21 protein-coding genes, 6 tRNA genes, 1 rRNA gene and 4 pseudogenes are annotated in these 24150 nt (G+C 36.6%); 10 read left to right on the forward strand and 22 right to left on the reverse strand.

What is annotated here, in order from left to right:
• Window positions 1-3: 3 nt before the first annotated feature.
• The 4 genes from ACQKOF_RS19035 to ACQKOF_RS19050 all read right to left on the reverse strand — a co-directional run bounded on the left by ACQKOF_RS19035 (window position 4) and on the right by ACQKOF_RS19050 (window position 2899).
• A complete protein-coding gene (locus ACQKOF_RS19035; RefSeq protein ID WP_427560396.1) occupies window positions 4-900 on the reverse strand; it encodes an NAD(P)/FAD-dependent oxidoreductase in 897 nt (298 codons plus the stop codon).
• A 26-nt stretch (window positions 901-926) separates the two neighbouring features.
• Window positions 927-1241, reverse strand: coding sequence for a thioredoxin family protein (locus tag ACQKOF_RS19040; protein WP_427413049.1), 315 nt, complete (start codon window positions 1239-1241; stop codon window positions 927-929).
• A gap of 113 nt (window positions 1242-1354) precedes the next feature.
• Window positions 1355-2251: an NAD(P)/FAD-dependent oxidoreductase gene (locus ACQKOF_RS19045; RefSeq protein WP_427560399.1), complete on the reverse strand. Its 897-nt coding sequence runs from the start codon at window positions 2249-2251 to the stop codon at window positions 1355-1357.
• Window positions 2252-2512: 261 nt separating this feature from the next.
• Window positions 2513-2899, reverse strand: a complete 387-nt coding sequence (locus ACQKOF_RS19050; protein WP_427413047.1) for an Rrf2 family transcriptional regulator — start codon at window positions 2897-2899, stop codon at window positions 2513-2515.
• A gap of 144 nt (window positions 2900-3043) precedes the next feature.
• Here ACQKOF_RS19050 and ACQKOF_RS19055 point away from each other — a divergent pair.
• Window positions 3044-3332, forward strand: a pseudogene (locus ACQKOF_RS19055) (serine hydrolase); the annotation flags it as partial.
• Here the strand turns inward: ACQKOF_RS19055 and ACQKOF_RS19060 are convergent.
• Window positions 3320-3523 (reverse strand): annotated as a pseudogene (locus ACQKOF_RS19060) (hypothetical protein); the annotation flags it as partial. The pseudogenes ACQKOF_RS19055 and ACQKOF_RS19060 overlap by 13 nt on opposite strands.
• 714 nt (window positions 3524-4237) lie before the next feature.
• Between ACQKOF_RS19060 and ACQKOF_RS19065 the strand changes: the two are divergent.
• From ACQKOF_RS19065 to mnmA, 5 genes and pseudogenes are all read left to right on the forward strand, one after another.
• Window positions 4238-4552, forward strand: coding sequence for an ArsR/SmtB family transcription factor (locus tag ACQKOF_RS19065; protein ID WP_427560437.1), 315 nt, complete (start codon window positions 4238-4240; stop codon window positions 4550-4552).
• Window positions 4553-4593: 41 nt separating this feature from the next.
• Entirely contained in the window at window positions 4594-5277 is a 684-nt protein-coding gene (locus ACQKOF_RS19070; protein WP_427560401.1) for a DsbA family oxidoreductase, read from the forward strand.
• Window positions 5264-5911 carry an MBL fold metallo-hydrolase gene (locus ACQKOF_RS19075; RefSeq protein ID WP_370077360.1) on the forward strand — a complete coding sequence of 216 codons (648 nt, stop codon included), beginning with the start codon at window positions 5264-5266 and terminating at the stop codon, window positions 5909-5911. Before ACQKOF_RS19070 ends, ACQKOF_RS19075 begins: the two co-directional genes overlap by 14 nt.
• Before the next feature lie 204 nt (window positions 5912-6115).
• On the forward strand, window positions 6116-6343 hold the full coding sequence (locus ACQKOF_RS19080) for a DUF896 domain-containing protein (RefSeq protein ID WP_427560404.1): 228 nt from the start codon (window positions 6116-6118) through the stop codon (window positions 6341-6343).
• A 339-nt stretch (window positions 6344-6682) separates the two neighbouring features.
• Window positions 6683-7808: pseudogene (gene mnmA / locus ACQKOF_RS19085) on the forward strand (tRNA 2-thiouridine(34) synthase MnmA).
• 450 nt (window positions 7809-8258) lie between these two features.
• Here the strand turns inward: mnmA and ACQKOF_RS19090 are convergent.
• The gene (locus ACQKOF_RS19090; RefSeq protein WP_427560440.1) at window positions 8259-9782 is read right to left on the reverse strand and encodes an ATP-dependent helicase; all 1524 of its coding nucleotides are present in this window, start codon (window positions 9780-9782) and stop codon (window positions 8259-8261) included.
• A gap of 147 nt (window positions 9783-9929) precedes the next feature.
• Between ACQKOF_RS19090 and ACQKOF_RS19095 the strand changes: the two genes are divergently transcribed.
• Window positions 9930-10442 carry a TnsD family Tn7-like transposition protein gene (locus ACQKOF_RS19095; protein WP_402873350.1) on the forward strand — a complete coding sequence of 171 codons (513 nt, stop codon included), beginning with the start codon at window positions 9930-9932 and terminating at the stop codon, window positions 10440-10442.
• Here ACQKOF_RS19095 and ACQKOF_RS19100 read toward each other — a convergent pair.
• A pseudogene (locus ACQKOF_RS19100) lies at window positions 10361-10633 on the reverse strand (heteromeric transposase endonuclease subunit TnsA); the annotation flags it as partial. The gene ACQKOF_RS19095 and the pseudogene ACQKOF_RS19100 sit on opposite strands and share 82 nt — an antisense overlap.
• A 379-nt stretch (window positions 10634-11012) precedes the next feature.
• A complete protein-coding gene (glmS, locus tag ACQKOF_RS19105) occupies window positions 11013-12815 on the reverse strand; it encodes a glutamine--fructose-6-phosphate transaminase (isomerizing) (RefSeq protein WP_427560407.1) in 1803 nt (600 codons plus the stop codon).
• Window positions 12816-13588: 773 nt separating this feature from the next.
• Here glmS and ACQKOF_RS19110 point away from each other — a divergent pair.
• Window positions 13589-13930, forward strand: coding sequence for a PadR family transcriptional regulator (locus tag ACQKOF_RS19110; protein ID WP_387084696.1), 342 nt, complete (start codon window positions 13589-13591; stop codon window positions 13928-13930).
• Window positions 13920-14492, forward strand: coding sequence for a hypothetical protein (locus tag ACQKOF_RS19115; protein ID WP_427560409.1), 573 nt, complete (start codon window positions 13920-13922; stop codon window positions 14490-14492). The genes ACQKOF_RS19110 and ACQKOF_RS19115 overlap by 11 nt, the downstream gene beginning before the upstream one ends.
• A gap of 60 nt (window positions 14493-14552) precedes the next feature.
• Here ACQKOF_RS19115 and ACQKOF_RS19120 read toward each other — a convergent pair whose 3' ends face one another.
• The 13 genes from ACQKOF_RS19120 to ACQKOF_RS19180 all read right to left on the reverse strand — a co-directional run bounded on the left by ACQKOF_RS19120 (window position 14553) and on the right by ACQKOF_RS19180 (window position 22085).
• Window positions 14553-15074 (reverse strand): type 1 glutamine amidotransferase domain-containing protein, encoded by a 522-nt coding sequence (locus tag ACQKOF_RS19120; protein WP_427560412.1) that lies wholly within the window; start codon window positions 15072-15074, stop codon window positions 14553-14555.
• A 182-nt stretch (window positions 15075-15256) separates the two neighbouring features.
• The gene (gene glmM / locus ACQKOF_RS19125) at window positions 15257-16609 is read right to left on the reverse strand and encodes a phosphoglucosamine mutase (protein ID WP_427560414.1); all 1353 of its coding nucleotides are present in this window, start codon (window positions 16607-16609) and stop codon (window positions 15257-15259) included.
• 302 nt (window positions 16610-16911) lie between these two features.
• The gene (locus tag ACQKOF_RS19130) at window positions 16912-17988 is read right to left on the reverse strand and encodes a CdaR family protein (RefSeq protein ID WP_427560417.1); all 1077 of its coding nucleotides are present in this window, start codon (window positions 17986-17988) and stop codon (window positions 16912-16914) included.
• A complete protein-coding gene (cdaA, locus tag ACQKOF_RS19135) occupies window positions 17981-18817 on the reverse strand; it encodes a diadenylate cyclase CdaA (RefSeq protein WP_370048516.1) in 837 nt (278 codons plus the stop codon). Before cdaA ends, ACQKOF_RS19130 begins: the two co-directional genes overlap by 8 nt.
• Window positions 18818-18966: 149 nt before the next feature.
• A complete protein-coding gene (locus ACQKOF_RS19140) occupies window positions 18967-19593 on the reverse strand; it encodes a zf-HC2 domain-containing protein (RefSeq protein WP_400725301.1) in 627 nt (208 codons plus the stop codon).
• Between the two features lie 12 nt (window positions 19594-19605).
• Window positions 19606-20169 carry an RNA polymerase sigma factor SigW gene (sigW, locus tag ACQKOF_RS19145; RefSeq protein WP_370048520.1) on the reverse strand — a complete coding sequence of 188 codons (564 nt, stop codon included), beginning with the start codon at window positions 20167-20169 and terminating at the stop codon, window positions 19606-19608.
• A 133-nt stretch (window positions 20170-20302) separates the two neighbouring features.
• Window positions 20303-21208, reverse strand: coding sequence for an arginase (gene rocF, locus ACQKOF_RS19150; RefSeq protein WP_427560422.1), 906 nt, complete (start codon window positions 21206-21208; stop codon window positions 20303-20305).
• Window positions 21209-21392: 184 nt separating this feature from the next.
• Window positions 21393-21465 (reverse strand) — tRNA-Lys (locus ACQKOF_RS19155).
• A gap of 12 nt (window positions 21466-21477) precedes the next feature.
• Window positions 21478-21552, reverse strand: a tRNA-Gln gene (locus tag ACQKOF_RS19160).
• Window positions 21553-21569: 17 nt separating this feature from the next.
• A tRNA-Tyr gene (locus ACQKOF_RS19165) sits at window positions 21570-21653 on the reverse strand.
• 14 nt (window positions 21654-21667) lie between these two features.
• Window positions 21668-21743: transfer RNA gene (locus tag ACQKOF_RS19170), tRNA-Val, on the reverse strand.
• 73 nt (window positions 21744-21816) lie between these two features.
• Window positions 21817-21891: transfer RNA gene (locus tag ACQKOF_RS19175), tRNA-Glu, on the reverse strand.
• Between the two features lie 117 nt (window positions 21892-22008).
• Window positions 22009-22085 (reverse strand) — tRNA-Asn (locus tag ACQKOF_RS19180).
• Window positions 22086-22353: 268 nt separating this feature from the next.
• Between ACQKOF_RS19180 and mbcS the strand changes: the two genes are divergently transcribed.
• The gene (mbcS, locus tag ACQKOF_RS19185) at window positions 22354-23931 is read left to right on the forward strand and encodes an acyl-CoA synthetase MbcS (protein ID WP_427560425.1); all 1578 of its coding nucleotides are present in this window, start codon (window positions 22354-22356) and stop codon (window positions 23929-23931) included.
• Window positions 23932-24055: 124 nt separating this feature from the next.
• On the opposite strand, the gene rrf is transcribed toward mbcS, so the two are convergent.
• Window positions 24056-24150: ribosomal RNA gene (rrf, locus tag ACQKOF_RS19190) — 5S ribosomal RNA — on the reverse strand; the annotation flags it as partial.

Here is a 24150-nt window from a genome sequence, read left to right on the forward strand (position 1 = left end):
TTTTTAAAATTTTTCAATTGAAATATCTGAATTAATTGTTATTGCTACTTGAATTCCCGTAGCCTCTGAAAGAACAATTTCTGTTGGTGCAGGTTGAGCAGCATCACCGGCTGCATACACATTTTTTTCTGATGTTCTTCCGAAATGATCAACAACGATTAGCTCCTGTTCATCTAAATCACAAGAAAATCCTTTACCAATGGTATTAGTTGAATAAGTGGATGGGGTAATAAAGCCTGCTTCCCGCTCAATTTCTAACCCATTTTGAAAGACGACACTACTCAATATCCCATTATGTCCTTTCATTTCTTTAATCTTATCGGTAATCACATTTATCCCTTTATTTTCTAGTTCTCTCTTTTCATTTTCCTTTATTTCATGACCGTTTGTTGCCACGATTAAATCATTTGATACGTTAAAAATTATTTTAGCAGTACGTGCAACATCACCTGTTTCATTTATATAAATCAATTTTTTACCCTTTAATTCCCAACCATATCCATATGAAGAAGTAAAAATACTTTTATTATAATATTGCTTAATATTTGGGATATCTGTCTGTATTTTAGTGCCATCTGTCAAAAGAATTTTCTCAGCAAGAAAGTTCTCACCATCTTCTGTATAAATTTTAAAAAGCTTATTGTCTGATTGTTTAATAGCCCTAACCCTTTGACTGACGATGGAATGAATAGTTGGATATTGATTTAATTTTTCTTTTGCTGCTTGCATGAATTCAATAGCTGCGTTTCCATTTCTTGAAATACTTTCTTGAAGTTCAAATGCAAGGTGGTCATTATTTGTATCAAACAATGCTACTAATCGATTCGCTCTACCTAACAATAATGCTGCATTTAATCCTGCCGGTCCTCCACCGATAATTGCACATTCAAAGATTTCCATATTTTTCCCTCCTGTTTTTTGACGAATCAAACTCCAATAATTTGCTTTAGGTTTTCAAATGGAACATACCCAACAATTGGTTCATGTAATTTATTATGAATAATCAAACGAGAATGAGGGATCCCAAGTACCTGATATTCCGCTGCAAGTTCTGGACTATTGTCAACGTTCACCCTTAAAATTTTCACCGTATCACTGCATTCTTCATTAAGTTGATTTAGAACCATTCCGAACATTTTACAAGGGCTACACCACTCAGCCCAAAAATTTATTAACACAATCTTTTCAGTCTTTAAGTGTTCTCCTAATTCTTGCTTTGTTGTTACATGAGCAATTGACATAATTTTTTTCCTCCTTCGTGGAAATAAAAATTTTGAAAGTATAATCTAGAACTTCTATCCCCCTTTCAACAAACATTAGAGACCTTCAATATCTGCAATTGAGCTAAAATTTTTTAAGTTGTACTATCGAAGACAACTGCCATCGCGGCTTTGTATCCTTCAGCAGCAGCAACTATTAATGAAGACTGACCTAATTTAGCTGTCTCTCCTGCTGCATAAACATTTTCCTGTGACGTTCTCCCTGTTTCATCCACAATAATGCTACCATTTTCATTTAATTGACAACCTAGCTGCTCTGCAAATTGATTCGGACGCACAAAGTTAGGTACTATAAAACCGCCAACTCTTTCTATTTCAAGCCCAGAACTAAACACTATTTTGTTTAAATAACCATCCTCACCATGAAGATTTTGAATAGGCTCAGTAATGACAGTTATATCTTTTCTTTGTAGTTCATTCAATGTCGGAGCGGAAAGCTCATGACCATTTGTGGCAATCATCAAATCCTTTGACCAGTTATAAATAAGCTTTCCTTTAAAAAGGGTATGTTCTTCATTTTCAGAAATAATAATTAGAGGTTGATCTCTTAATTCCCACCCATCACAAGTTGGGCAGCTGAATAAACTTTTACCATAATATTTCCGAATATCCGTAATTGATGGAAATTCCTCTTGAACACCTGTTGCCAATATTATTCTCTCAGCAACATACTCAACTTCTTCTAACGTCTCAAGTTTAAACAAACCATTTGGTTGTTTCGTAATATTCTTAACCGTGTTTTGATAATAGTGAACTGACGGGTATTTTTTCACATCATTTAAAGCTACTTCTTTAAAATCAGCTGGTTTAATTCCATCACGCGTAAGAAATCCATGTGATTCCTGCGTCACACGATTCCGATTTGTTCCATTATCAAATAATGCGACTTTTTTACGAGATCTTCCTAAAATCAAACCTGCATTTAGACCAGCCCCACCTCCACCTATAATTGCACAATCAAATAATTCCATAATGTAACTCTCCTCCATGAATTGTTTAGAATACATGTTGTTTCGTTAAAATGTCCATTTCTAAAAATTACAACATGCCTTCTTGCTTAAATTGAAGTTTAAAACAGAATGATTCTAAGCTATAATCAATTGAAAGTTTATAGAAGTATGAAAACCAAGAAGATCTCAGTTCAAGGTAAAATCGTTAAGTTTCAATCACAGACTTAAAGGACTTTTATTATCCCTGATTATCCAAAAAATAATGGTGGACTAAATCCACTATTATTTTTTCACAATATCCGATATTTTTCTGTTTCTTAACTCATTCTCCAGCTTTTTTTCTGCAGATAACATTACTTCTTTTATTACACACTTTGGATCGTTATATAAACAACAATCAAACAAAGACGATTTACCTTCAATTGCATGTATAATATCTAAAAATGAAATATCTTCCCAATCCTGACTAAGCGTATATCCACCATTGGCGCCCGATACAGAATTGATCATTCCCTCTTTTACTAACTTAGTTAGGATTTTAGACAAATACGTAGGAGATACATTTTGCATCTCAGCTAATTGTTGGACACCCACTGGCTTATTTGGTGCTTCCTTTGCAAGAAAAAGCATTGTGTGTAGTGCATAATTTGTAGCTTTTGAATATTTCATAATATTTATTCACTCCAATAAAAGACTTTACATGTCCATAATAGCGCAGTATTTAAGCTATTTCAATATTTTTGTCTTCATGTTGGAAAAAGATTTAAAGTACCATGTAAGCCGTAGCTATATCTAAAAGTGCCATCCCAGTATAAGCGGGCTGGACTTTATTTTCCGATGTACCAAGGGCAGCTTCCCATTGAATCATTGAATTTGATTGGTTCGGGAGGAATCTCTTCCACGGCAGAAGATGTGGTGCGATTCTCACAATTATTTATGGGACAGGGAGAAGGGATCCTCTCTGATAAGGCAGTCAAGGCGATGGGGCAAGAGGAATATAAAAAAGGAATGTAGGCCGGAGGATGAAGATAACATTATCAACTATGGTCTTGGCTGGGATAGTGTGAAACTATATCCATTCAGTGAATATGGGATAAATTCTCGAATATCAACAACAGAATCCGAATATTCAATTAAATAAAAGTAATTTCGTTCTAAATCTGATAGAAATTCATGCTGTCTATTTGTTTTAATACCTTTTAAACGTGTAGACCAACCTCTCGAAGACACATCTTGAATGTTTAACCATGGTTTATAATCCACACCGACTCCAGAGCCACGACCTTAATTAATTCACTTTTCGACTTTAGATGTTCTAGTTCGTTTTGACATAAAAACACCCCTTTAGATTAAAATTATCCAAAGGGGTAAAACGGTGCAACTTTTTTACAAACGGTATAACTTTATTTTAAACGGTACATCTTTTTTATAAACGGTACGACTTTATTTCAAATCAACAAAAAGATGTTGGTTTGGAATAAAGTTTGATTAAAAATTTCTCTAAACTTTTGATTTCACTGCATACGAAGAGCCGTGGTTTTGAATAAAGATTGATTAAAACGATGGTTTTCTTCTACTTGTAGGGACTACTTTTTATAAAAAAGTTTGATCAAAATTAAATATAAATGTTGATATAACGGTATTTTATTGATTTTGATAGGCTTAAAACGATTAAACTTTCTTCAAAATGGTGCGACTTTTTCAAAACAGTTCAACTTTGTTTTAAACCGACATAAAGAGCTGCTATCAAAATAGCTCCAACAAGCAGGAAATTCAAAAATACCTCTCGAGAGTTCGAGGGGTGTTTTTGAATGGTTTTAATACTGAAGTCTTTCTGATCAATTGTTAATGCTTTATTTTTTTACCTCATTTATTATTTCTTTAGCCTATTTTTATTTTTTTGATAACACCATGGAAAAAAAATCGTGAGCATATATATTTACATATCGTAATATCGTGATATGATGATGTGTATAAAAATGATAGTGAGGTGAAGTCGTGACGAAAATTCAATTTGATCAGGTTGATTTATTTAAAGCATTATCTAATGAAGCGAGACTGAAGATATTATACTGGTTAAAAGATCCTACAAAGCATTTTGATACAAAGCGACAAGCGATAGAGGAAATGGATGAAGTAGGGGTCTGTGTAAGCCTGATTAGAGATAAGCTTGAGATGAATCAGTCTACTACATCTCAATATTTATCAACTTTACAGCATGCAGGTTTGGTCGAAGCAAGACGCATCGGAAAGTGGACATACTATAAACGCAATGAGCAACTGATACATGAGTTAGCAAACTTTATAGAAACGAAGCTATAGGATTTAGAAAAAATATCAAAATTTGAAAAGAGGTAATAAAAATGAAAATTGAAATATGGTCAGATTATGCATGTCCCTTCTGTTATATTGGAGAAGCAAGATTGGAAAAAGCAATGAATGAGCTAGGAATTAAAGATCAAGTAAATATTGAAATGAGAAGTTTCGAATTAGATCCTAACGCTAGTTACGAAGTCATATCCAATACAGAAGATCGTTTCGCAAAAAAATATGGTCTATCTAATAGTATGGCGGCAGAAAGAATTAGACAAATAGAGCAGTATGGTAAAAACGAAGGTATTGATTTCAAATATTATACTACACGATATACAAACACAATGGATGCTCATCGCTTAACACATTATGCAGCAAAACAGGGAAACAAAACGATTGCAAAAGATTTATTCAAAGCCTATTTCACTGATAATTTAGAGTTGAGCGATAAAAATGTACTAAAAGAAATTGCTGTAAAAAATGGACTAGATGAAAATGAAGTAGAAAAAGTTTTGAATTCCAATGAATTTGAAAGTGATGTACGTAAAGATGAAAAGCAGGCACATTTAATGGGAGTCCGAGGTGTACCTTACTTCTTGATTAATGGAGAAATCACTTTGAGTGGTGCTCAGAATGTCGAAACATTTAAAATGGCTTTAAAAGAAGCAATGCAGGATGATAGTCAGAATAATGATTTATCAGGAATGAGCTGTGGTATTGATGGATGTAATTAATAATCGAAGCGTTGTACATCAATTAACAGTAAAAGATGTATTTTATGCAAATGCATTTTTATATATTGATCAGGATACGAAACATGGGTTTTTATTTGATCCCGGTGCAGAAGCAGAAAAAATATTACATGTGATAGAATCCAACGGTTATCATATCGAAAAAATATTATTAACACATGGACATTTTGATCACATAGGTGCAGTCGATAAAATTAGAAATGAATTAAATATCCCTGTTTACATGCACGAACTCGGACGGGAATATATGCAAAATGCGAGAATGAACTTGTCAGCTTTATGCAATAGACATATCATAGTTGATGATGTGCACTATGTACAATCAGGTGAAACGTTTGAACTGTCTGCTAATTCAGATTTTAAAGTGACGATGACACATACACCAGGTCATGCAATGGATCAAGTTATGTATTATAATGCACAGGATAAAGTAGCATTTGTTGGTGATACAATCTTTAAAGGTAGTATTGGAACCACTCAGTATGAAGGTGGAAATGAACAGGACTTGATACAAAGTTTAAATTTGATTCTATCATTGCCAGATGACGTTGTTTTATATAATGGTCATAGTGGTAAAACAACTGTAGGTGATGAGAAGAGAAGACTCGGCATATAAAGGGTAAGTGACATATTTTCTGTTGAGTACAGGAAATATGTCATTTTATTTATTCTTTATTGTAAAAAAGTGGGAGCAGAATATAATGTCCATGCTTTAGAGGTCAATTGCTGTTGTTTAGATATTTTTGCACCAAAACCTTTAAAAGTGACTCATGCTATAAATTATAAGCAAAATTAATGAAGAGAATAGAGATGAAATAAGATGATAAATAACTTAGGGCGTATTAATGAATTAGCGAAAAAACAGCGTGAAGAAGGTTTGACAAGTGCTGAACGGATTGAGCAACAAGTATTACGCAAAGACTACTTACGCGAAATTCGCGGACAAGTTCGCGAAACTTTTTCAAAAATGACTGTACTCGATCCACTAGGAAATGATGTAACACCGGATAAATTGCGTAGAGAAAAGGAAATGGATTCACGGAAGTAAAAGCTTAGAAGAAGCACTTACATTCCATGTTAATGGTGATACGCAAATGTGTTGCCGCATGCATTCAACGTAAGCTTTGCTGGGATGTGTTGAATCGTTTTTAGTAAATCTTAATATGGCGGGTAATTGTGCATCAAGTGGATCGTCGTGCACGGAAGCTTCGATTGGCCCGTTACTTGTCTTGGTGGCAATGTGTGGACAAGGTGCTGAAAAATTACGTATTTGAATTCGTTTTAGCTTCGGTTAAGGCTTGACAGAAGAAGATATAAAACAGGCAGTGGAAAAAAAAACAGCTATTGAAAAAAGATTGGTGAATTAAGAAAAGAAAAGGTGACCTTAATGAAAGAAACAAAAGACCCCTCGCAAATACGTGTCGTTGTTGGCATGTCAGGTGGGGTGGATTCTTCGGTTGCTGCGTACCTGTTAAAACAACAAGGCTATGAAGTAATCGGGATTTTTATGAAAAACTGGGATGATACAGACGAAAATGGTGTTTGTACAGCTACAGAAGACTATGATGATGTTATTAAAGTGTGTAACCAAATTGGTATTCCATATTATGCAGTTAATTTTGAAAAGCAATACTGGGATAAAGTTTTCACATACTTTTTAGAAGAATATAAAGCAGGACGCACACCAAATCCAGACGTTATGTGCAATAAGGAAATTAAGTTTAAAGCTTTCCTCGAACATGCGATGAGTCTTGGTGCGGATTATCTGGCAACGGGCCACTATGCACGTATTGATCGGAGTGGTGATGGCGAAGTATTAATGCTTCGTGGTGTCGATGAAAATAAAGACCAAACGTATTTCCTAAATCAATTAACACAGGAGCAGCTTAAACATGTTATGTTCCCAATTGGTGATATTGAGAAAAAAGAAGTGCGTGAAATTGCTGAAGAAGCAGGTCTTGCAACAGCGAAAAAGAAAGATTCAACAGGCATTTGCTTCATTGGCGAACGTAACTTTAAAGAGTTCCTAAGTCAATTCCTACCAGCACAACCTGGAAAAATGGAGACAATGGACGGCGTGGTAATGGGACAACATGACGGGCTAATGTACTATACACTTGGTCAACGTCACGGGCTTGGTATTGGTGGCGACGGTGAGCCATGGTTTGTTCTTGGAAAAGACCTAGAACGTAATGTATTGCTTGTTGGTCAAGGTTTTCACCATAATGCATTGTATTCTACTTCATTAACAGCAGTGAAAATGAGCTATACTTCGACAAAAAAATTACCTCGTAAATTTTTTTGCACAGCGAAATTCCGTTATCGTCAAACAGATACTCCGGTTGAAGTGGAGATTTTAGAAGATGGCTGTACACATATTACATTTGAAGAACCGGTTCGTGCCATTACACCGGGACAAGCAGTTGTTTTATATGACGGCGAAGTATGTCTTGGTGGCGGTACAATTGATGAAGTGTTTAAAAACAACGAAAAAACTAACATATGTAGGATAAACTTGTGAGAAGACTGCTTAGGCAGTCTTTCGCTACGTAGAGGTGTGGAATTTGGATATGGATTTTAGTAGGAAAATCCATATTTAAAGTAAGCTTCATTTCTTCGGTATCTTCATCTAGCTCCAGTTGAAATCAGGTGGAGTGCATAATCTGTGCGAACTATATTTTTTGACGTCGTATTCACTTACTAAAAATAATAAATACTCGCTATTGTAAAGGATACACAAGGAAGAAGTCATTGGACGTCATGTTGGGGGCATTATCAGCGGGCGTACCTTTACGGGACATGCTCATGATGTGGGTTTGAAATAGAGTTTGATTAAAAGCGTGCTGCAAATGCTGATTTTATGATAGAAGAAACCCACACATTTTGAACAAAGATTGATCAAAATATGTGGATTAATTTAAACTAGAGATTTATTTTATAAAAAAGATTGATTAAAATTAAATTCATTGTTGAATTAATTTAATAAATCTAGACGCTTCCTGGTCCTTAATTTTCCCCCATGGCATCATTTTCTGTTTTGGATAGGTTAAATAGCATACTCTTTTAGCCCGAGTTAAAGCTACAAACATATTCTTTAACTCTTCTTTATATCTCCGAGAAGTATTTGCTCTATAATCTGGAAATACTCCTTCATTTAATCCCATTAAAAATACAATGTCATATTCAAGTCCTTTTGCCATATGAACTGTTAATAATGTAACACCCGTTTTATTGTAATTTTGAGTCTTTCCTAGCGCTATTTGATTTCTAAAATGTCTTAATGATCTCTTACCGAAGGATGTCTGACTACAATACTTTTTCCAATGATTTTTCCATAAAATAATGTCTTCCGAAAGCATATATAATTCTGAGTCTTCTTTATATATTTTTTTCATCTCAACTTCTATATAATCTATAGCTTTTGAAAAACGTTCATTATCTTCAATAATTATCTTCCAGGATGTTTTTAATACTTTAAATATATCTAAATCGATTTGATTATTAATTTCTTTCTCTAGACCAAAAATTACTTCTAAATAGTTACATTGAATATCATATTGACTTTTCTTTACACCTAAAAGGCTTAAAATTCTTTTAAAACTCAATGCATCTTTTTCATTAATAATAAGCTTAAGCCCTGATTCAAATATTTTTATTTCTGGAGATTCACTTTCAAGTCCATTTCCACTTCTGTTATTAAAAGGAATACCACAATTTTTCAACTCTTTTTCAATATGGCTCAATACATACTTATTCCTAGCTATAATGGCTATATTTTCATGAGAGACGCTATTATCATAAGTGTTCCCATTCGTCAGACGTTGGTTAATTTCTGCAACAATCCATTGTGCTTCTTCTACCTCATTAAATAAATCTTTAATAATCAGTTCCCCTTCTATAGGATAAACAGATGAGTTTTCATAGATAGATGGTTGCCTTAAGTCTTGAGCTATTCTTCGAGAAGCTTCCACAATAATTCTTGAAGACCTGAAATTCTCATGCATTTCAAATTCTTTTGGCTGAAAATCCTTTCGAAAATATTCCATCATATATTCACTTTTTGAGCCATTAAATTCATAAATATTCTGTTTAGGATCTCCAACAAGCATAATATTTTTAAAATCTTTACATAGAGCCTTTAAAACCTCATATTGAGAAAAATTCAAGTCTTGTGCTTCGTCTACACAAATATATTTATATAATCTGGTATATGATTTTGCTATTTGAGGCTTTTCAGTTAAAAGTTTATACGCATAATATAATATATCGTCAAAATCTAGCAAATGCTGCTCCATCAACATATTATTATACGTTTCGAATATTCTAATAAACTGCTCATTAGCTTCTTCAAAATCGTCTAATAATAGGGGGTCAATAAATTGCCGCTTATTTTTACTAATTTGGTCTAAGTATTTTCTATAAATATCATTGCTAATATTAGTTGTATCAATAGTGCCATAACTTTCATTAAAAGCTTTCTTTAATATTTCAAGGAACTAATGATCAAGATGTATCAAGAAGTTTTATTGTTAAGCAAGGTAACCAAAGTTATATCTTGCCTTTAGTTGAAGTAGTTCGCAGTATTTTAGCACCGAATCTTAAATAAGGCTGCATCACATTATGAGCAGTTCATTATTCAAGATGTAGACGTAACAAGGGATTTTAAAACGAAAAATTTAATTGGTACTTTTACATGTTCATGTGGATTTATTTATGCAAGAAAGCAGGGAACGAACATCTTTAAAATTGGACGAGTAAAGGCTTTTGGTGAGTCTTGGCAACAACGGTTAAATGAACTTGCCAATGAAAATTTAAGTGTACGAGCCGTGGCAAGAGAATTAGGTGTAGATTCGAAAACAAAACTGGCTTTTACAAATGGTAATAAGATTAATAAAGAAGATATACATGTTCAACAAGGCGAAATTCTAAGCCAAGAAAAAGTAGCCTTTATAGATGTTTTTATAGAACCGACAGATATTAATGAGGATGGAATTAAAGAATTTAATGATTCTTGGTTTGAATTGATTGGTGATTTAAGAAGTGAAGATCTTGATATGAATCAATTAATGACAATTGTTTCTTCCAAAGGCAATAAAGGAAATTGTTCTCGAATATCAACAACAGAATCCGAATATTCAGTTAAATAAAAGTAATTTCGTTCCAAATCTGATAGAAATTCATGCTGTCTATTTGTTTTAATACCTTTTAAACGTGTAGACCGACCTTTCGAAGACACATCTTGAATGTTTAACCATGGTTTATAATCCGCTCCAACTCCAGAGCCGCGACCTTCTTTAATCCACTTTTCTACTTTAGATGTTCTAGTTCGTTTTGACATAAAAACACCCCTTTAGATTAATATTATCTAAAGGGGTAAAACGGTGCAACTTTTTTACAAACGGTATAACTTTATTTTAAACGGTACATCTTTTTTACAAACGGTACAACTTTATTTCAAATCTACACTTGAATGTTTAACCATGGTTTATAATCCACACCGACTCCAGAGCCACGACCTTAATTAATTCACTTTTCGACTTTAGATGTTCTAGTTCGTTTTGACATAAAAACACCCCTTTAGATTAAAATTATCCAAAGGGGTAAAACGGTGCAACTTTTTTACAAACGGTATAACTTTATTTTAAACGGTACATCTTTTTTATAAACGGTACGACTTTATTTCAAATCAACAAAAAGAAGCCTGTAGCTGCATAAAGTTACTCAACAGTCACCGATTTAGCCAAGTTACGTGGTTTATCCACATCACATCGACGGTGTAGTGCTGCGTAATAGCTAATTAACTGTAATGGCACTACAGATACAAGTGGTGTTAATAATTCATGAACATGAGGGATTATTAAACGGTCACCGTCTTCATCTACGCCAGCCATTGCAATAATGCATGGGTATGCTCCACGCGCAGCTACCTCTTTGACATTACCACGGATGTTTAATGCTACTGCTTCTTGTGTAACAATGGCAAACACTGGTGTACCTTCTTCGATTAAGGCAATTGTTCCGTGTTTTAACTCGCCACCTGCGAAGCCTTCTGCTTGGATGTAAGAGATTTCTTTTAGCTTCAAGGCACCCTCAAGACTTACATAGAAGTCCATGTTACGGCCGATGAAGAATGCGTTGCGCGCGATTTTTAAGTAGTCCTCAGCGATATCCTCTAATACATCTTTTGAATCGATAATTGTTTGGATACCGTTTGCTGCAATCGCAAGTTCTTGTTTTAAATCGAACTCTAAGCCTTTGCCATTAGCCTTCGCCGTTACATACGCTGTTAGAGCAAGTACAGCTACTTGCGCTACATACGCTTTTGTAGAAGCTACTGCAATTTCTGGGCCTGCATGTAATAAAAGTGTATGGTCCGCCTCACGTGATAGTGTAGAGCCAGGTACGTTTGTAATTGTTAATGTTGGGTAACCAAGCTCTTTAATTTTCACAAGTACTTGACGGCTATCTGCTGTTTCACCTGATTGTGTAATAAAGATAAACAACGGTTTTTCTGAAAGTAACGGCATATTGTAGCCGAACTCACTTGAAATATGAACTTCCACTGGAATACCAGCCATTTTTTCGAAATATTGCTTACCGATTAGACCTGCGTGATAGCTTGTGCCGGCTGCAATAATATATAAACGGTCTGCTGCTCGTAATGCTTCTAAAATATTAGCGTCAATTGTTAATTCGCCATTCTCACCTTCGTATGCTTGAATGATTTTACGAATAACTGTTGGCTGCTCATCCATTTCTTTTAGCATATAGTGAGGGTACGTACCTTTTTCAATATCGCTCATATCAAGCTCGGCTGTATATGGTGCACGCTCTACTATTGAACCATCTAACTTTGTAATTTCAACGTTAGCTTTGTGTACGATTACGACCTCTTTATCGTGTAGCTCCACATATTGGTCTGTTACCTGTAGCATCGCCATCGCATCTGAAGCTACAACATTGAAGTCTTCACCAACACCTACTAAAAGTGGAGATTTGTTTTTCGCAACGAAAATTGTATCAACCGCTTCTGCATCTAAAAGAGCTAGTGCGTAAGAGCCATGTAATAAAGATAAAGTTTTACGGAACGCCTCAGCCGTACTTAAACCTTCTTTCACAAATAGCTCTACTAATTGCACGATGACCTCTGTGTCTGTATCAGATTTCATCGGAATACCTTTTAAATATGTTTTTTGTAATAAATGATAGTTTTCAATAACCCCGTTGTGTACTAGCGTAAAGCGTCCAGACGTACTTTGGTGAGGGTGTGCATTCAAACGGTTTGGCACACCATGAGTTGCCCAACGTGTATGACCAATACCCACTTTTGCAGCAACGTCCTCGTCCACTGCGTCACGTAAATCTGCAATACGCCCCTTTTCTTTGAAGACTGTTACACCATCTTCGTTACGTACTGCAATACCCGCTGAGTCATAGCCACGGTACTCTAGTTTCTCTAAACCTTTTAATAAGATTTCCTTTGCATCTGATTCACCAATATATCCTACAATTCCACACATAAATTTCTTGTCCTCCGATATTGTCAATTTGACGCAATGACAAACTAGACCTCAACCTATCGATTTTTTTGTGAATGTAAAAGCTATGCTTATTTTTTTAAAAAATAAGCGCAATTAATACATACACATGCTTAGCACTCATTCAGCCATCTGAATAATAACCATTCGATACATGAGGTTGCTCGATTTATCTATTGCTTTAACTATACCTTTTTCATTTTCTGTACATTCAATCACTCAAATGCTTTCAAAATGAAAAATGACAATCGGGTATGTCGATTGGGAGGTATCCGCCGAATTTTCGATAAACCTCCACCTCGTCTGCTGAAGATAGTTTCGTCCAATTTCTCCAGCTCAGGCGCTATAATTGTTTTCCGATTTTGCGCTTTCTTCCCTCCTTATACGCTCTCGTTAAATGATAAGGTCGGACCTCATATTCAACTTCTCCATCATACTCAATCATATGCTATACGTCAAATTTTCGTTATAAAAAACACCTATTTATCCTACTTTTTAGTGACGAAAGTAGACAAATAATCTGCTATAAAGCATTATCTTGAAATTCTTATTCAATTATACCTCGGCATAATTGCGTCCGGAATCGGCTTTGTGCTTAGGCCTGCACGAGCCGAAGATAAATTGATCCAAAAATAAATATGCATCTGAACGAAAATCCCATTTTTTAATCGCTTGACAAAGCCACTACTTAGCAATACTATATACAGTACTTAGCAACGCTTAGTACAGGTAAAGCTAAGCCTGGGGGTGAGATCGTGGATAATCTGAGTGAAATGCTCAAAGGAGTTTTAGAAGGTATTGTATTAGAAATCATCAGCCGTGGTGAAATTTATGGTTATGAGATTGTCAAATATCTCACGCAAATGGGGTTCGAGGGCATAGCTGAAGGCACTGTTTATGCGTTACTTATGCGGTTAGAAAGAAATCGTCTTGTCAATATTGTCAAAAAGCCATCTGAAATGGGTCCACCAAGGAAATTTTATACGCTTAATGAACAAGGGCGAGAAAAATTGATGTCCTTCTGGGCTAAATGGGATTTTTTAAGTAGTCGTATTGAAATTTTAAGAAATAATGGAGGGAACAAGCATGAGCTTTAGTCGTGAAATGCAGGAGAGAATTAATCGTTTTTCGAAAGAACAATCCCAGAATTATTTGCAGGACGCTGAAATGACTTATATGGAAAAGTTGCGCAAGAAAAGTGGGCAAACTAAACGTAAAATCGATCAGCAGCTGTCCAAGTTTAAAGGGCGTTCCGATCAGGGACGAGAGGCGCAAGACGACATGATACTATATATGAGCGATTATATGAATGATTTGATGTCACAAGGTTTTACGGAGCAGGAAGCTTTTAATAGGGCTAGCGAGGAATTGAAATTCGCTAGTAACTCTGAGCAATCTGAGGATTTAAATGAACGCTTCCAGCAATATTACGAAAATCGTGATCCCGCAGATTATGAGGCGATCGGGTTATTTTATGGTGGCTTCCTGTTTTTAGGATTAGGTATCGGCGGATTATGTGGTTTTCTATCTGGCGGTGGATATGAAGCTTTTTTTGACAGAGGCTGGATTGACACTGCAATCGGCGCTGGTGTTGGCATTATCATTGGTATCGGACTTGGGCAAATTACCAATGCTATTATATCGTTGAAAAAAAAGTAGGATTGTTGTAATTGATTTTAACATAAAAGGCACAGGTAAATTCACTTGTGCCTTTTATGCTTAGCCTTCTTTACTCTCCAATAATTTTACAATTTCTCGATTAAATGCTGGTAGATCCTCCGGTGTGCGACTCGTTACTAATTGTTTTTGGCAAACAAACACTTCTTCGTCATGGAATATCGCACCTGCATTTTCTAAATCTACTCGAATTGATTTGTAGCCAGTTGCGTCACGACCATTTAATGTTTTTGCTGTTATGAGTAATTGAGGTCCATGACAAATAGCAAAGGTTGGTTTCATATCGTCCATAAACTCCTTTGCAAATGCCACAATACGATCATCTACACGTAATATATCAGGAGAAAAACCACCAGGGATGAACAATGCATCAAATTCTGAAGCATTTACCTCATCGATCCCTTTATCAATCTTTACTTTCTCTCCATTCTTACCTTCTACCTCAATGCCTGCTGTCGTATCAATCGTTATTAGTTCATGACCTGCCGCTTCTAATGCTCCTTTAGGACTCGTATATTCAGCATCCTCAAACATATTGGTAATCACTGTAGCAATTTTAGCCATTGTTAATACAACACTCCTTGTCATTGTGACTCTGTACTACTGTTCCCATTCTCTTCGAAAACATTCATTTTTCCGTTGGCAGAGCTTTCAATAAAAAAGAAAAACTCGACCTCCTATTAAAGGAAATCGAGTTGACTCTTCATTCAGTAGGTGTTTATCACCCACTATTGAAGAGTTACTATTTATTCTGTTAAGCCCATTTCAGTACGTACAACATCTGCTATACGCTCTACGTAATGTTCGCAGTCTTCCTCTGTCGCTGCTTCCACCATTACTCGTACAAGAGGCTCAGTACCAGAAGGACGCACTAACACGCGACCGTTACTAGCCATATCTGCTTCTACCTCAGCAATCACTGCAGCAACTTTTGCATTTTCCGTCACAGCATGCTTGTCTGTTACACGTACGTTGACTAAACGCTGTGGGAAAATTTTCATTTCAGAAGCAAGCTCTGACAGTTTTTTACCTGTAGATTTCATAATGTTGACAATCTGAATACCAGTTAATAAGCCATCACCAGTTGTGTTAAAGTCTAAGAAAACAATATGACCAGATTGCTCGCCACCTAGATTATAATCATTAGCACGCATTTCTTCCACGACATAACGATCACCTACAGCTGTTTGTACACTATGCATGTTATTATCTTCAACAGCTTTATAGAAGCCCATGTTACTCATAACCGTCGAAACGATTGTTTGCTTTTTCAAGCGACCAACTGCATTCAAATGCTTCCCAATGATGAACATAATTTGATCACCATCAACAATTTTACCATTTTCATCTACTGCAATTAAACGATCACCATCGCCATCAAATGCTAAACCAACATCAGCACCCTTTTCTGTGACAAATTTAGCTAATCCTTCTGGATGTGTTGAGCCGACACCGTCATTAATGTTTAAGCCTGTTGGTGAGGCACCCATCGTTGAGATATCCGCTTCTAAATCTGCAAATAGGTGTGTAGCTAGTGAAGACGTAGCACCATGGGCACAATCTAATGCTACATGGATGCCATCAAATTCTTCAGTCACTGTTTGTTTTAAGTATTGAATATATTTTTGTCCACCCTCGAAGTAGTCGCTCACAGAACCTAAATCAGCCCCGATTGGACGTGGCAATGTATCTTCTTGCGCATCTAATATTGCTTCGATTTCGGCTTCTTGTGCATCTGTTAGCTTAAAGCCATCAGGACCGAAAAATTTAATACCATTGTCAGCAACTGGGTTATGTGAAGCTGAAATCATGACGCCTGCATTTGCGCTCATAATTCGAGTAAGGTAAGCCACACCTGGTGTCGAAATAACACCAAGACGCATTACCTCTACCCCGATTGATAAAAGACCAGCTACAAGTGCACCTTCAAGCATTTCACCTGAAATACGTGTGTCACGACCGATTAAAACCTTTGGACGGTCAGTTGCATCTTTCGTTAAAACGTAGCCACCTACGCGGCCAAGTTTAAATGCAAGCTCCGGTGTTAATTCACTATTCGCGACGCCACGGACGCCATCTGTTCCAAAATATTTACCCATTTTGATTATTCTCTCCTTCAATGCAAGACGGTAGTCACGCTTGTCTACACTGACAACTAGACCGCTCGTCTGCTTACTTTTGGAAAAGTCTATTTTCGTTCATTCCTTGGTAACTATTAATTTATGCCCCCATGTAATTTATCTGGACTTGTAAATCGGCACAGATAAATTTAGCATAGGGTATTTTGATTTTAGCCTGAGCAACTTTTTCTTGTTAATGTTTCTAATCCGAAAATGAGTACCCTTACCGATAGAGAACGAAATCTCTACTGAATCAAAATAAAATTATAGTCAGTTCTTGTTTAAGAATCAATATCTTCTGTTTTCTCAGTAGGTGACGTATCGTTCTCAGAAGGAGTGCTAGAATCCTCCGAAGGGTTCGAAGGAGTAGGTGTAGGAGGAGTAGGAGGAGTAGTCGTTGTTGTTGTTTTTTCCTGCTCTACCTTCGTAATATCTGCTTTGACTTTTATTTTTGGTTCAGATATTTTTGTCACACCTTCTGGTAATTTTACATCAAATTCATAAGTTTTTGATTCTGTAATTTTTGACAGGTCAACCTCTAGTGGTATTGCTGCTAAAGCATCTATGATAGATTTTCTACCGTATACCCTCACCTTTGTAGGACTTAATGTTAATTGGTTGACGGTAATATCATTCGCCGCTTTCCCTATTTCCTTCAGCACAACAGGTAACTCTCTGCTGTATGCTCCAATATCTACTTGTACCTTCACAGTTCCCGGTTCAATCGTCACGTCTAACTTATTTAAATCGCGATCTAGTACTTTAACGGCCGCTACCTGTGAGAACGGTTCTTTCAAGCCTTGTTCACCTGTTACAGTAGCTTTTACATAGCTAATGCTTTCAATTGCACTTTTGGCACCTGTAACATACACCGTAGCTGGATTAGCAGTCATGCCGTTTAAAATATATCCTTCTTCAATTAAACGATTACTCATCTCAGGGTCAACACGAAACTCTTGTGTGACCTTTTCTTCAATGTTTACATTTACAGTCGCAGGGTCTAATGTAACTTGCAACTTATCAGAAATATTTTCGTATTGTAGTTTAACATTATGCTTACCTATAAGTAATTTACTCAAATCCACAAATACAGAAAAATCTTTCGTTGCCTTTGTTTGAATAACAAGTGGCATTGGACCTTTTATTGTAACATCTACTGTCTTTGGTATCCCTGTTACAATGAGATTCTTATCGTCATAAAAAACATCTACCGGTACATCACGAATTACCTCTGTTTGCTCACTCGTTATTGTTTTATTTGTAGGAGATAATTCGGTACGCACGGAGAAAAATAACAACAATGCTAAAAATAGTGCGATGATTCGTAACACCCATGGGCTATCCATCATTTTATCCATTCTTTTTCCCCCTCCAAGTTAACTTAGAGGCTGCATTTGATTCCTGTGCTGATCCAAACCACATTTTACGTAACAGTTCCTCGAATTCCTCTAAAGAAAGATTTCGATGCAAATTACCATTTAGTGTAATACTAATGGCACCAGTTTCCTCTGATACGACAATAGTAATGGCATCTGTCACTTCACTTAATCCAAGTGCAGCACGGTGGCGTGTCCCAAGCTCTTTTGAGATAAACGGACTCTCAGAAAGCGGTAAATAACAAGCTGCTGCCGATATTTTATCTTTCTGCATGATAACTGCCCCATCATGAAGTGGTGTATTAGGTATAAAAATGTTGATAAGTAACTCAGATGAAATCTCAGCATTTAGACCTATGCCCGTTTCGATATATTCATTTAGACCAGTTTCTTTTTCAATAGAAATTAACGCCCCTATACGACGTTTGGCCATATAACTAACAGATTTCTTCATAGCTTCAACAAGCCTTGTTTGTTCTTCCTCGACTTGACTAATTGAACGCTGAAATAATTTACCTCTACCAATTTGTTCAAGACCACGTCTTATTTCAGGTTGGAAAATGATAATAATTGCCAAGAAACCGAATTCGATAACTTGTTTTAACATCCAACCTAATGTTTCTAACCCTAAAAAGTCTGTAACAAGGCGCGCAATAATAATTACGAAAATTCCTTTTAATAATTGGACAGCCTTCGTACCTTTAATGAGGGTTAAAATTTTATAAACAACATACCATACGAGCAGTACATCTAATAAGTTAATAACAATATTCACAGGTGTTAAATTAGCGAAATGTTCGATAATTTGCACGTGGCATCCCCCACTTTTCATTGCGAATCCATACACATTTAAGTATAGCACATTCTTAACAAATGTAACTTTTTTCAAATAAAAAGTCTACTCATAAGAGTAGACCATTCAGCCTCTCACGTGCACTATCTATTAGGACGTATAGAGTGTTATTTAGTTGCTTGCTTCTCCTCGAATGTTACAGCAGACTTCACTGAATTTTTAATCGTATACCAAAGCCATTCGAATACTTCGTCAATTTCTTCTATTTTTCCTGAAACAACTGCCGAAGATGCCATATACTGTCCATTAATAACAGTGACATTGCCATCCACTTCACCCTCAACAATTAAATCACCATTTTTAACAACAATATCGCCTTTTACAACTTCTCCCTTCGGCACAATAACCGTTTGACCTTCAACAACTAGGTTTGGCTGTTTGGTCACAGAGAACTGTTGGTCATCCATGAAACTACCTAGTAAAGTTGCACTCATGAATAAACAAAAAACTGCTGCTGCCACAAAGAATGGATGCCGGCGAATCCACTTTTGCATGCCTACACGACTTTTGGGTTTCGGTAAACGAGCCATCACGGCTTCTTCAAAATGCGGAGGCGCTGTAATATGGGAAGCACTCTTCACAAAGGCGATTGTTTCACTTAATTCCTGCATCAATTGTTTACAATCACTGCATGTATGCAAATGTCGTTTTAACTCTTGCTCATGCTCACGACTAATGTCACCATCTAAATAATCATGGATATAGTCTATTACATGCTCTGGACAAGTATTCATGACGCTTCCCTCCTACAGATTGTTTAATTGCTTACGTAATGCTTCACGTCCGCGGTGAATCCGCGTTTTCACCGTTCCAAGAGGCATATCTAAAATCTCGCTAATTTCCTGTAATGATAATTCTTCAATATATTTCAATACTATAACTGAACGATATTTATCCGGCAAACGTCCAATCTCATATTGAATGCGATCTTGCAATTCCATTTGCTCTATTTGTTCCTCCGGTAGCTGGTCATCTGCTGCAATCTGCGAATACATATCGAGCCCTTCTGTACCAGCTACTTCCGCATCTAAATAGTAATCCGGCTTTTTCTTCCGGATACGGTCTATACAAAGGTTTGTCGCTATGCGATAAAGCCACGTTGAAAATTTTCTTTTCTGATCAAAAGTATGCAAGTTCATATAGGCACGAACAAACGCTTCTTGTGCAATGTCCTCAGATTCTTGTTTGTTCCCTAACATCCTATAGCATACTTGGTACAGTTTGTGCTGATAGAGACTCACAATATCTGCAAATGCGTTTTGATCGCCTTTAAGCACTTGTTTTATTTTCTTGTTTACTAACGCATCCATTGTGTTGATTTCTCCACCTTTACAACTGTCTTATACTTTACGGCCCATCGATAAGAAAAGTTTCATTTTGTTATTAATTATAGCAAAAGATTTTTATACATTGTGGCAATAGGCAATTTTTTGTCAAATTTCTTTAAACTAGGGTTTCACCAAATAAGGAGCCCATTAACGCTACCGCAACATCAGCTGTTCTATTCTTTTCATCTAAAATTGGATTAACCTCAACAAATTCAGCAGATGTTAGCATACCTGATTCCTGAAGCATCTCCATCGCCAAATGGCTTTCTCGATATGTAATACCACCAGGTACAGGTGTCCCAACTCCTGGAGTATAAAGTGGATCTAATCCATCTAAATCAAGTGAAAGATGCAAACCATCTACATTACGCTCTTTTAAATAAGCAAGAGCGTCTTCCATTACACGTGTCATTCCAAGACGATCTACCTCGTGCATTGTATAAACTTTGATTCCTTGCTGACTTATTAATTCACGTTCTCCTGGATCTACGGAGCGTGCTCCAATAATAATGACGTTTTCAGGTTTAATTTTTGGTACATCATTACTAATTTTCACTAAGCGTTCATGACCGAGCCCAATGCTAACAGCTAACGGCATACCATGTATATTGCCAGACGGTGTCGTTTCAGGTGTGTTTAGGTCAGCATGCGCATCAAACCAAATAACACCTAAATTTTTATAATGCTCACCAAGCCCTGCAAGTGTGCCAATAGCAATGCTATGGTCGCCACCAAGTACAAGCGGAAACTCCTTTTGTTCAATTGCTTCATTTACACTGTTTGCTAAGGATGTACTTACATCGATAACTTCCTCTAAATTAAGTAGCTGTTTATCAACAATAGTGCCTTCTTGATTTTGACTAACACGTATATCCCCTTGATCATGTACTACATGCCCAATAGCTTCTAAGCGCTCTACAACACCTGCGTAACGGATAGCACTTGGCCCCATATCTACCCCTCTGCGAGTTTGCCCATAATCAGTTGGTACCCCAATAATAGAAATATTTAGTTTATTCATCTTTTCATACCCCCTTTAAGTTATAAGACTATTGTAAAGCCTATATCCTCTCTGGCTCAACCTTACAATTTTATGAATATTTATACAATTAAAAAGAATATAAAAAAATCTCCTGCTGTTTTCAGCAAGAGATTAGTATCTGTAGTTAATGTTACACTTTTGAATATGCTTTATTCTATAAAAGTGAGCCATGAAGGACTCGAACCTTCGACCCTCTGATTAAAAGTCAGATGCTCTACCAACTGAGCTAATGGCTCAAAAAATAAAAATGGCTGGGGTACTAGGATTCGAACCTAGGCATGACGGAATCAAAATCCGTTGCCTTACCGCTTGGCTATACCCCAATCATTTATAAAAAAACTGGTGGAGGGGGACGGATTCGAACCGCCGAACCCTAAGGAGCGGATTTACAGTCCGCCGCGTTTAGCCACTTCGCTACCCCTCCGAAATAACACATTATGGTGGAGGATGACGGGCTCGAACCGCCGACCCTCTGCTTGTAAGGCAGATGCTCTCCCAGCTGAGCTAATCCTCCATAGAAACAGGTGTTTATTTCTTCACAGTTTATTTTCTTTTTAAGCCTTTGCATTACTACATTGCTTTAAAAATGGTGACCCCTACGGGATTCGAACCCGTGTTACCGCCGTGAAAGGGCGGTGTCTTAACCACTTGACCAAGGGGCCATTTCTTATGTCTCAAACAAGACAATATTTATATTAACATTACTTTCTTTTCAATGCAACATTTTTTTATAATTTATTATATGTATAACATCATTATCTTAAAAATGGGCAAAAAAATGGCTCCGAAGGCAGGACTCGAACCTGCGACAACCTGATTAACAGTCAGGTGCTACTACCAACTGAGCTACTTCGGAACAGTACTATTCAATTTGGTTTTTAAAACCTCTTTAATACATTTATTATTATAGCAAGCATTATAAATTATGCAATACTTTTTGTGAAAATTATTATATTTTTTGTCGAAACTTTCCTGTACATTAACCAGAAACCTAATAGTTCTCTATTAAATCTAATATTTCTATTTTATGTATAGAATATTCTTGCTGTATATTATTGTAATTGTTAAAATGAAAATAGTTTTATGAATTTTCTATTAAATTTGTTTGGGGGAGGAATGTTCACATGGTAACAAACGATTTAATTGCACCAGAATTCTATAATATTACAGAGGAATTGGAGAAATTTTCCCGCGATTGCGATCGTCAAGCAATACGATGGTTGAATACTCAACAGGATCGCCGAACAATTTCCTATGTTGAACTTGTTCAAAAAATGAATCAATACGCGCATGCCTTGACGAAGAAGGGGCTTCAAAAAGGAGATCGCGTATTAGTTATTATTCCACGTCTGCCTGAGGCTTATTTTGTCTTCCTCGGCTGTCTAAAGGCTGGAATTGTTCCTATTTCATGTTCAGAAATGTTACGTGCAAGTGATTTAGAGTATCGTATGGAGCACTCTTCTGCAAGGGCAGTAATTACCTATGAAGCATTCACTAGTGAGGTAGATCGTATTACTTCTTCAGTAGAGGCTTTAAATAATAAATTGGTTATAGGTACTGTTACAGGTGATTGGACATCTTTAGATAAATTGGCAAGTACACAACCAGATACATTTACAGCTGCTGCTACTAAAAGAGACGATATGGCATTTCTTTCTTATACATCTGGCACCACTGGCAAGCCAAAAGGTGTTGTCCATTCACATGGATGGGGATATGCACATATTAGAACCGCTGCTTCTCAATGGCTTTGTGTACGTGAAGGTGACTTAGTTTGGGCTACTGCAGCTCCAGGGTGGCAAAAATGGATTTGGAGCCCCTTTTTATCGACTATTATGCTGGGCGCAACTGCATTTGTATACCACGGAGGATTTGATGCAAAAACATACCTTCAACTGCTTCAAGATGAAAAGGTCAATGTTTTATGCTGTACTCCAACGGAATATCGAATTATGGCGAAGCTTGATAATTTAAAAGACTATAATCTATCATCTCTACGTAGCGCTGTTTCTGCTGGTGAACCATTAAATCGACCAGTTATCGAAACATTTATGAACAACTTTGGTCTTAAAGTGCGCGATGGCTATGGCCAAACGGAAAATACTTTATTAATCGGCACACTTGAAAATACTGAGTTACGTCCGGGTTCAATGGGTGTTCCTACCCCAGGCAATATTGTCCGTATTATAGATCATGAAGGCAACGAGGCACCGATTGGAGAAGTTGGAGATATTGCAGTACACAAATCATCTCCTGCTCTATTTAAAGAGTATTATCGTGAGCCCGAACGTACACGAGCTGCCTTCCGTGGAGATTGGTATATTACTAGTGACCAAGCCAAATGCGATGAAGACGGCTACTTCTGGTTTGAAGGTCGAGGAGATGACATCATTATTTCATCAGGTTATACAATTGGGCCATTTGAGGTAGAGGATGCTTTAAATAAACATGATGCTGTCCAAGAATGTGCTGTAGTCGCAGCACCAGATGAAATTAGAGGGCATATTGTTAAAGCCTTTGTCATTTTGCGAGAAGGCTTCAGAGATCGTGATGAGGACGAGTTAATAAAAGAACTACAGGAGCACGTTAAAGCATTAACAGCACCTTATAAATATCCTCGTAGTATTGTCTTTATTGATGAACTACCAAAAACAACTTCTGGTAAGATTCGTCGTATAGAGCTACGAGCAGCAACTGTATAAAATATAGTAAAGAGACATTTCATCAATCACTTGGTTGAAATGTCTCCTTTATATATTGCTATTATTATATTCTTTTGGATATAAAAAAAAGCCACTACTGAGTTTGTCAGCAGCGACTTTTTGCGCCTAGCGACGTCCTACTCTCACAGGGGGAAGCCCCCAACTACCATCGGCGCTAAAGAGCTTAACTTCCGTGTTCGGTATGGGAACGGGTGTGAC

The sequence above is a fragment of the Lysinibacillus sp. NPDC093190 genome (assembly GCF_050280425.1).
Classification (GTDB): Bacteria; Bacillota; Bacilli; order Bacillales_A; family Planococcaceae; genus Lysinibacillus.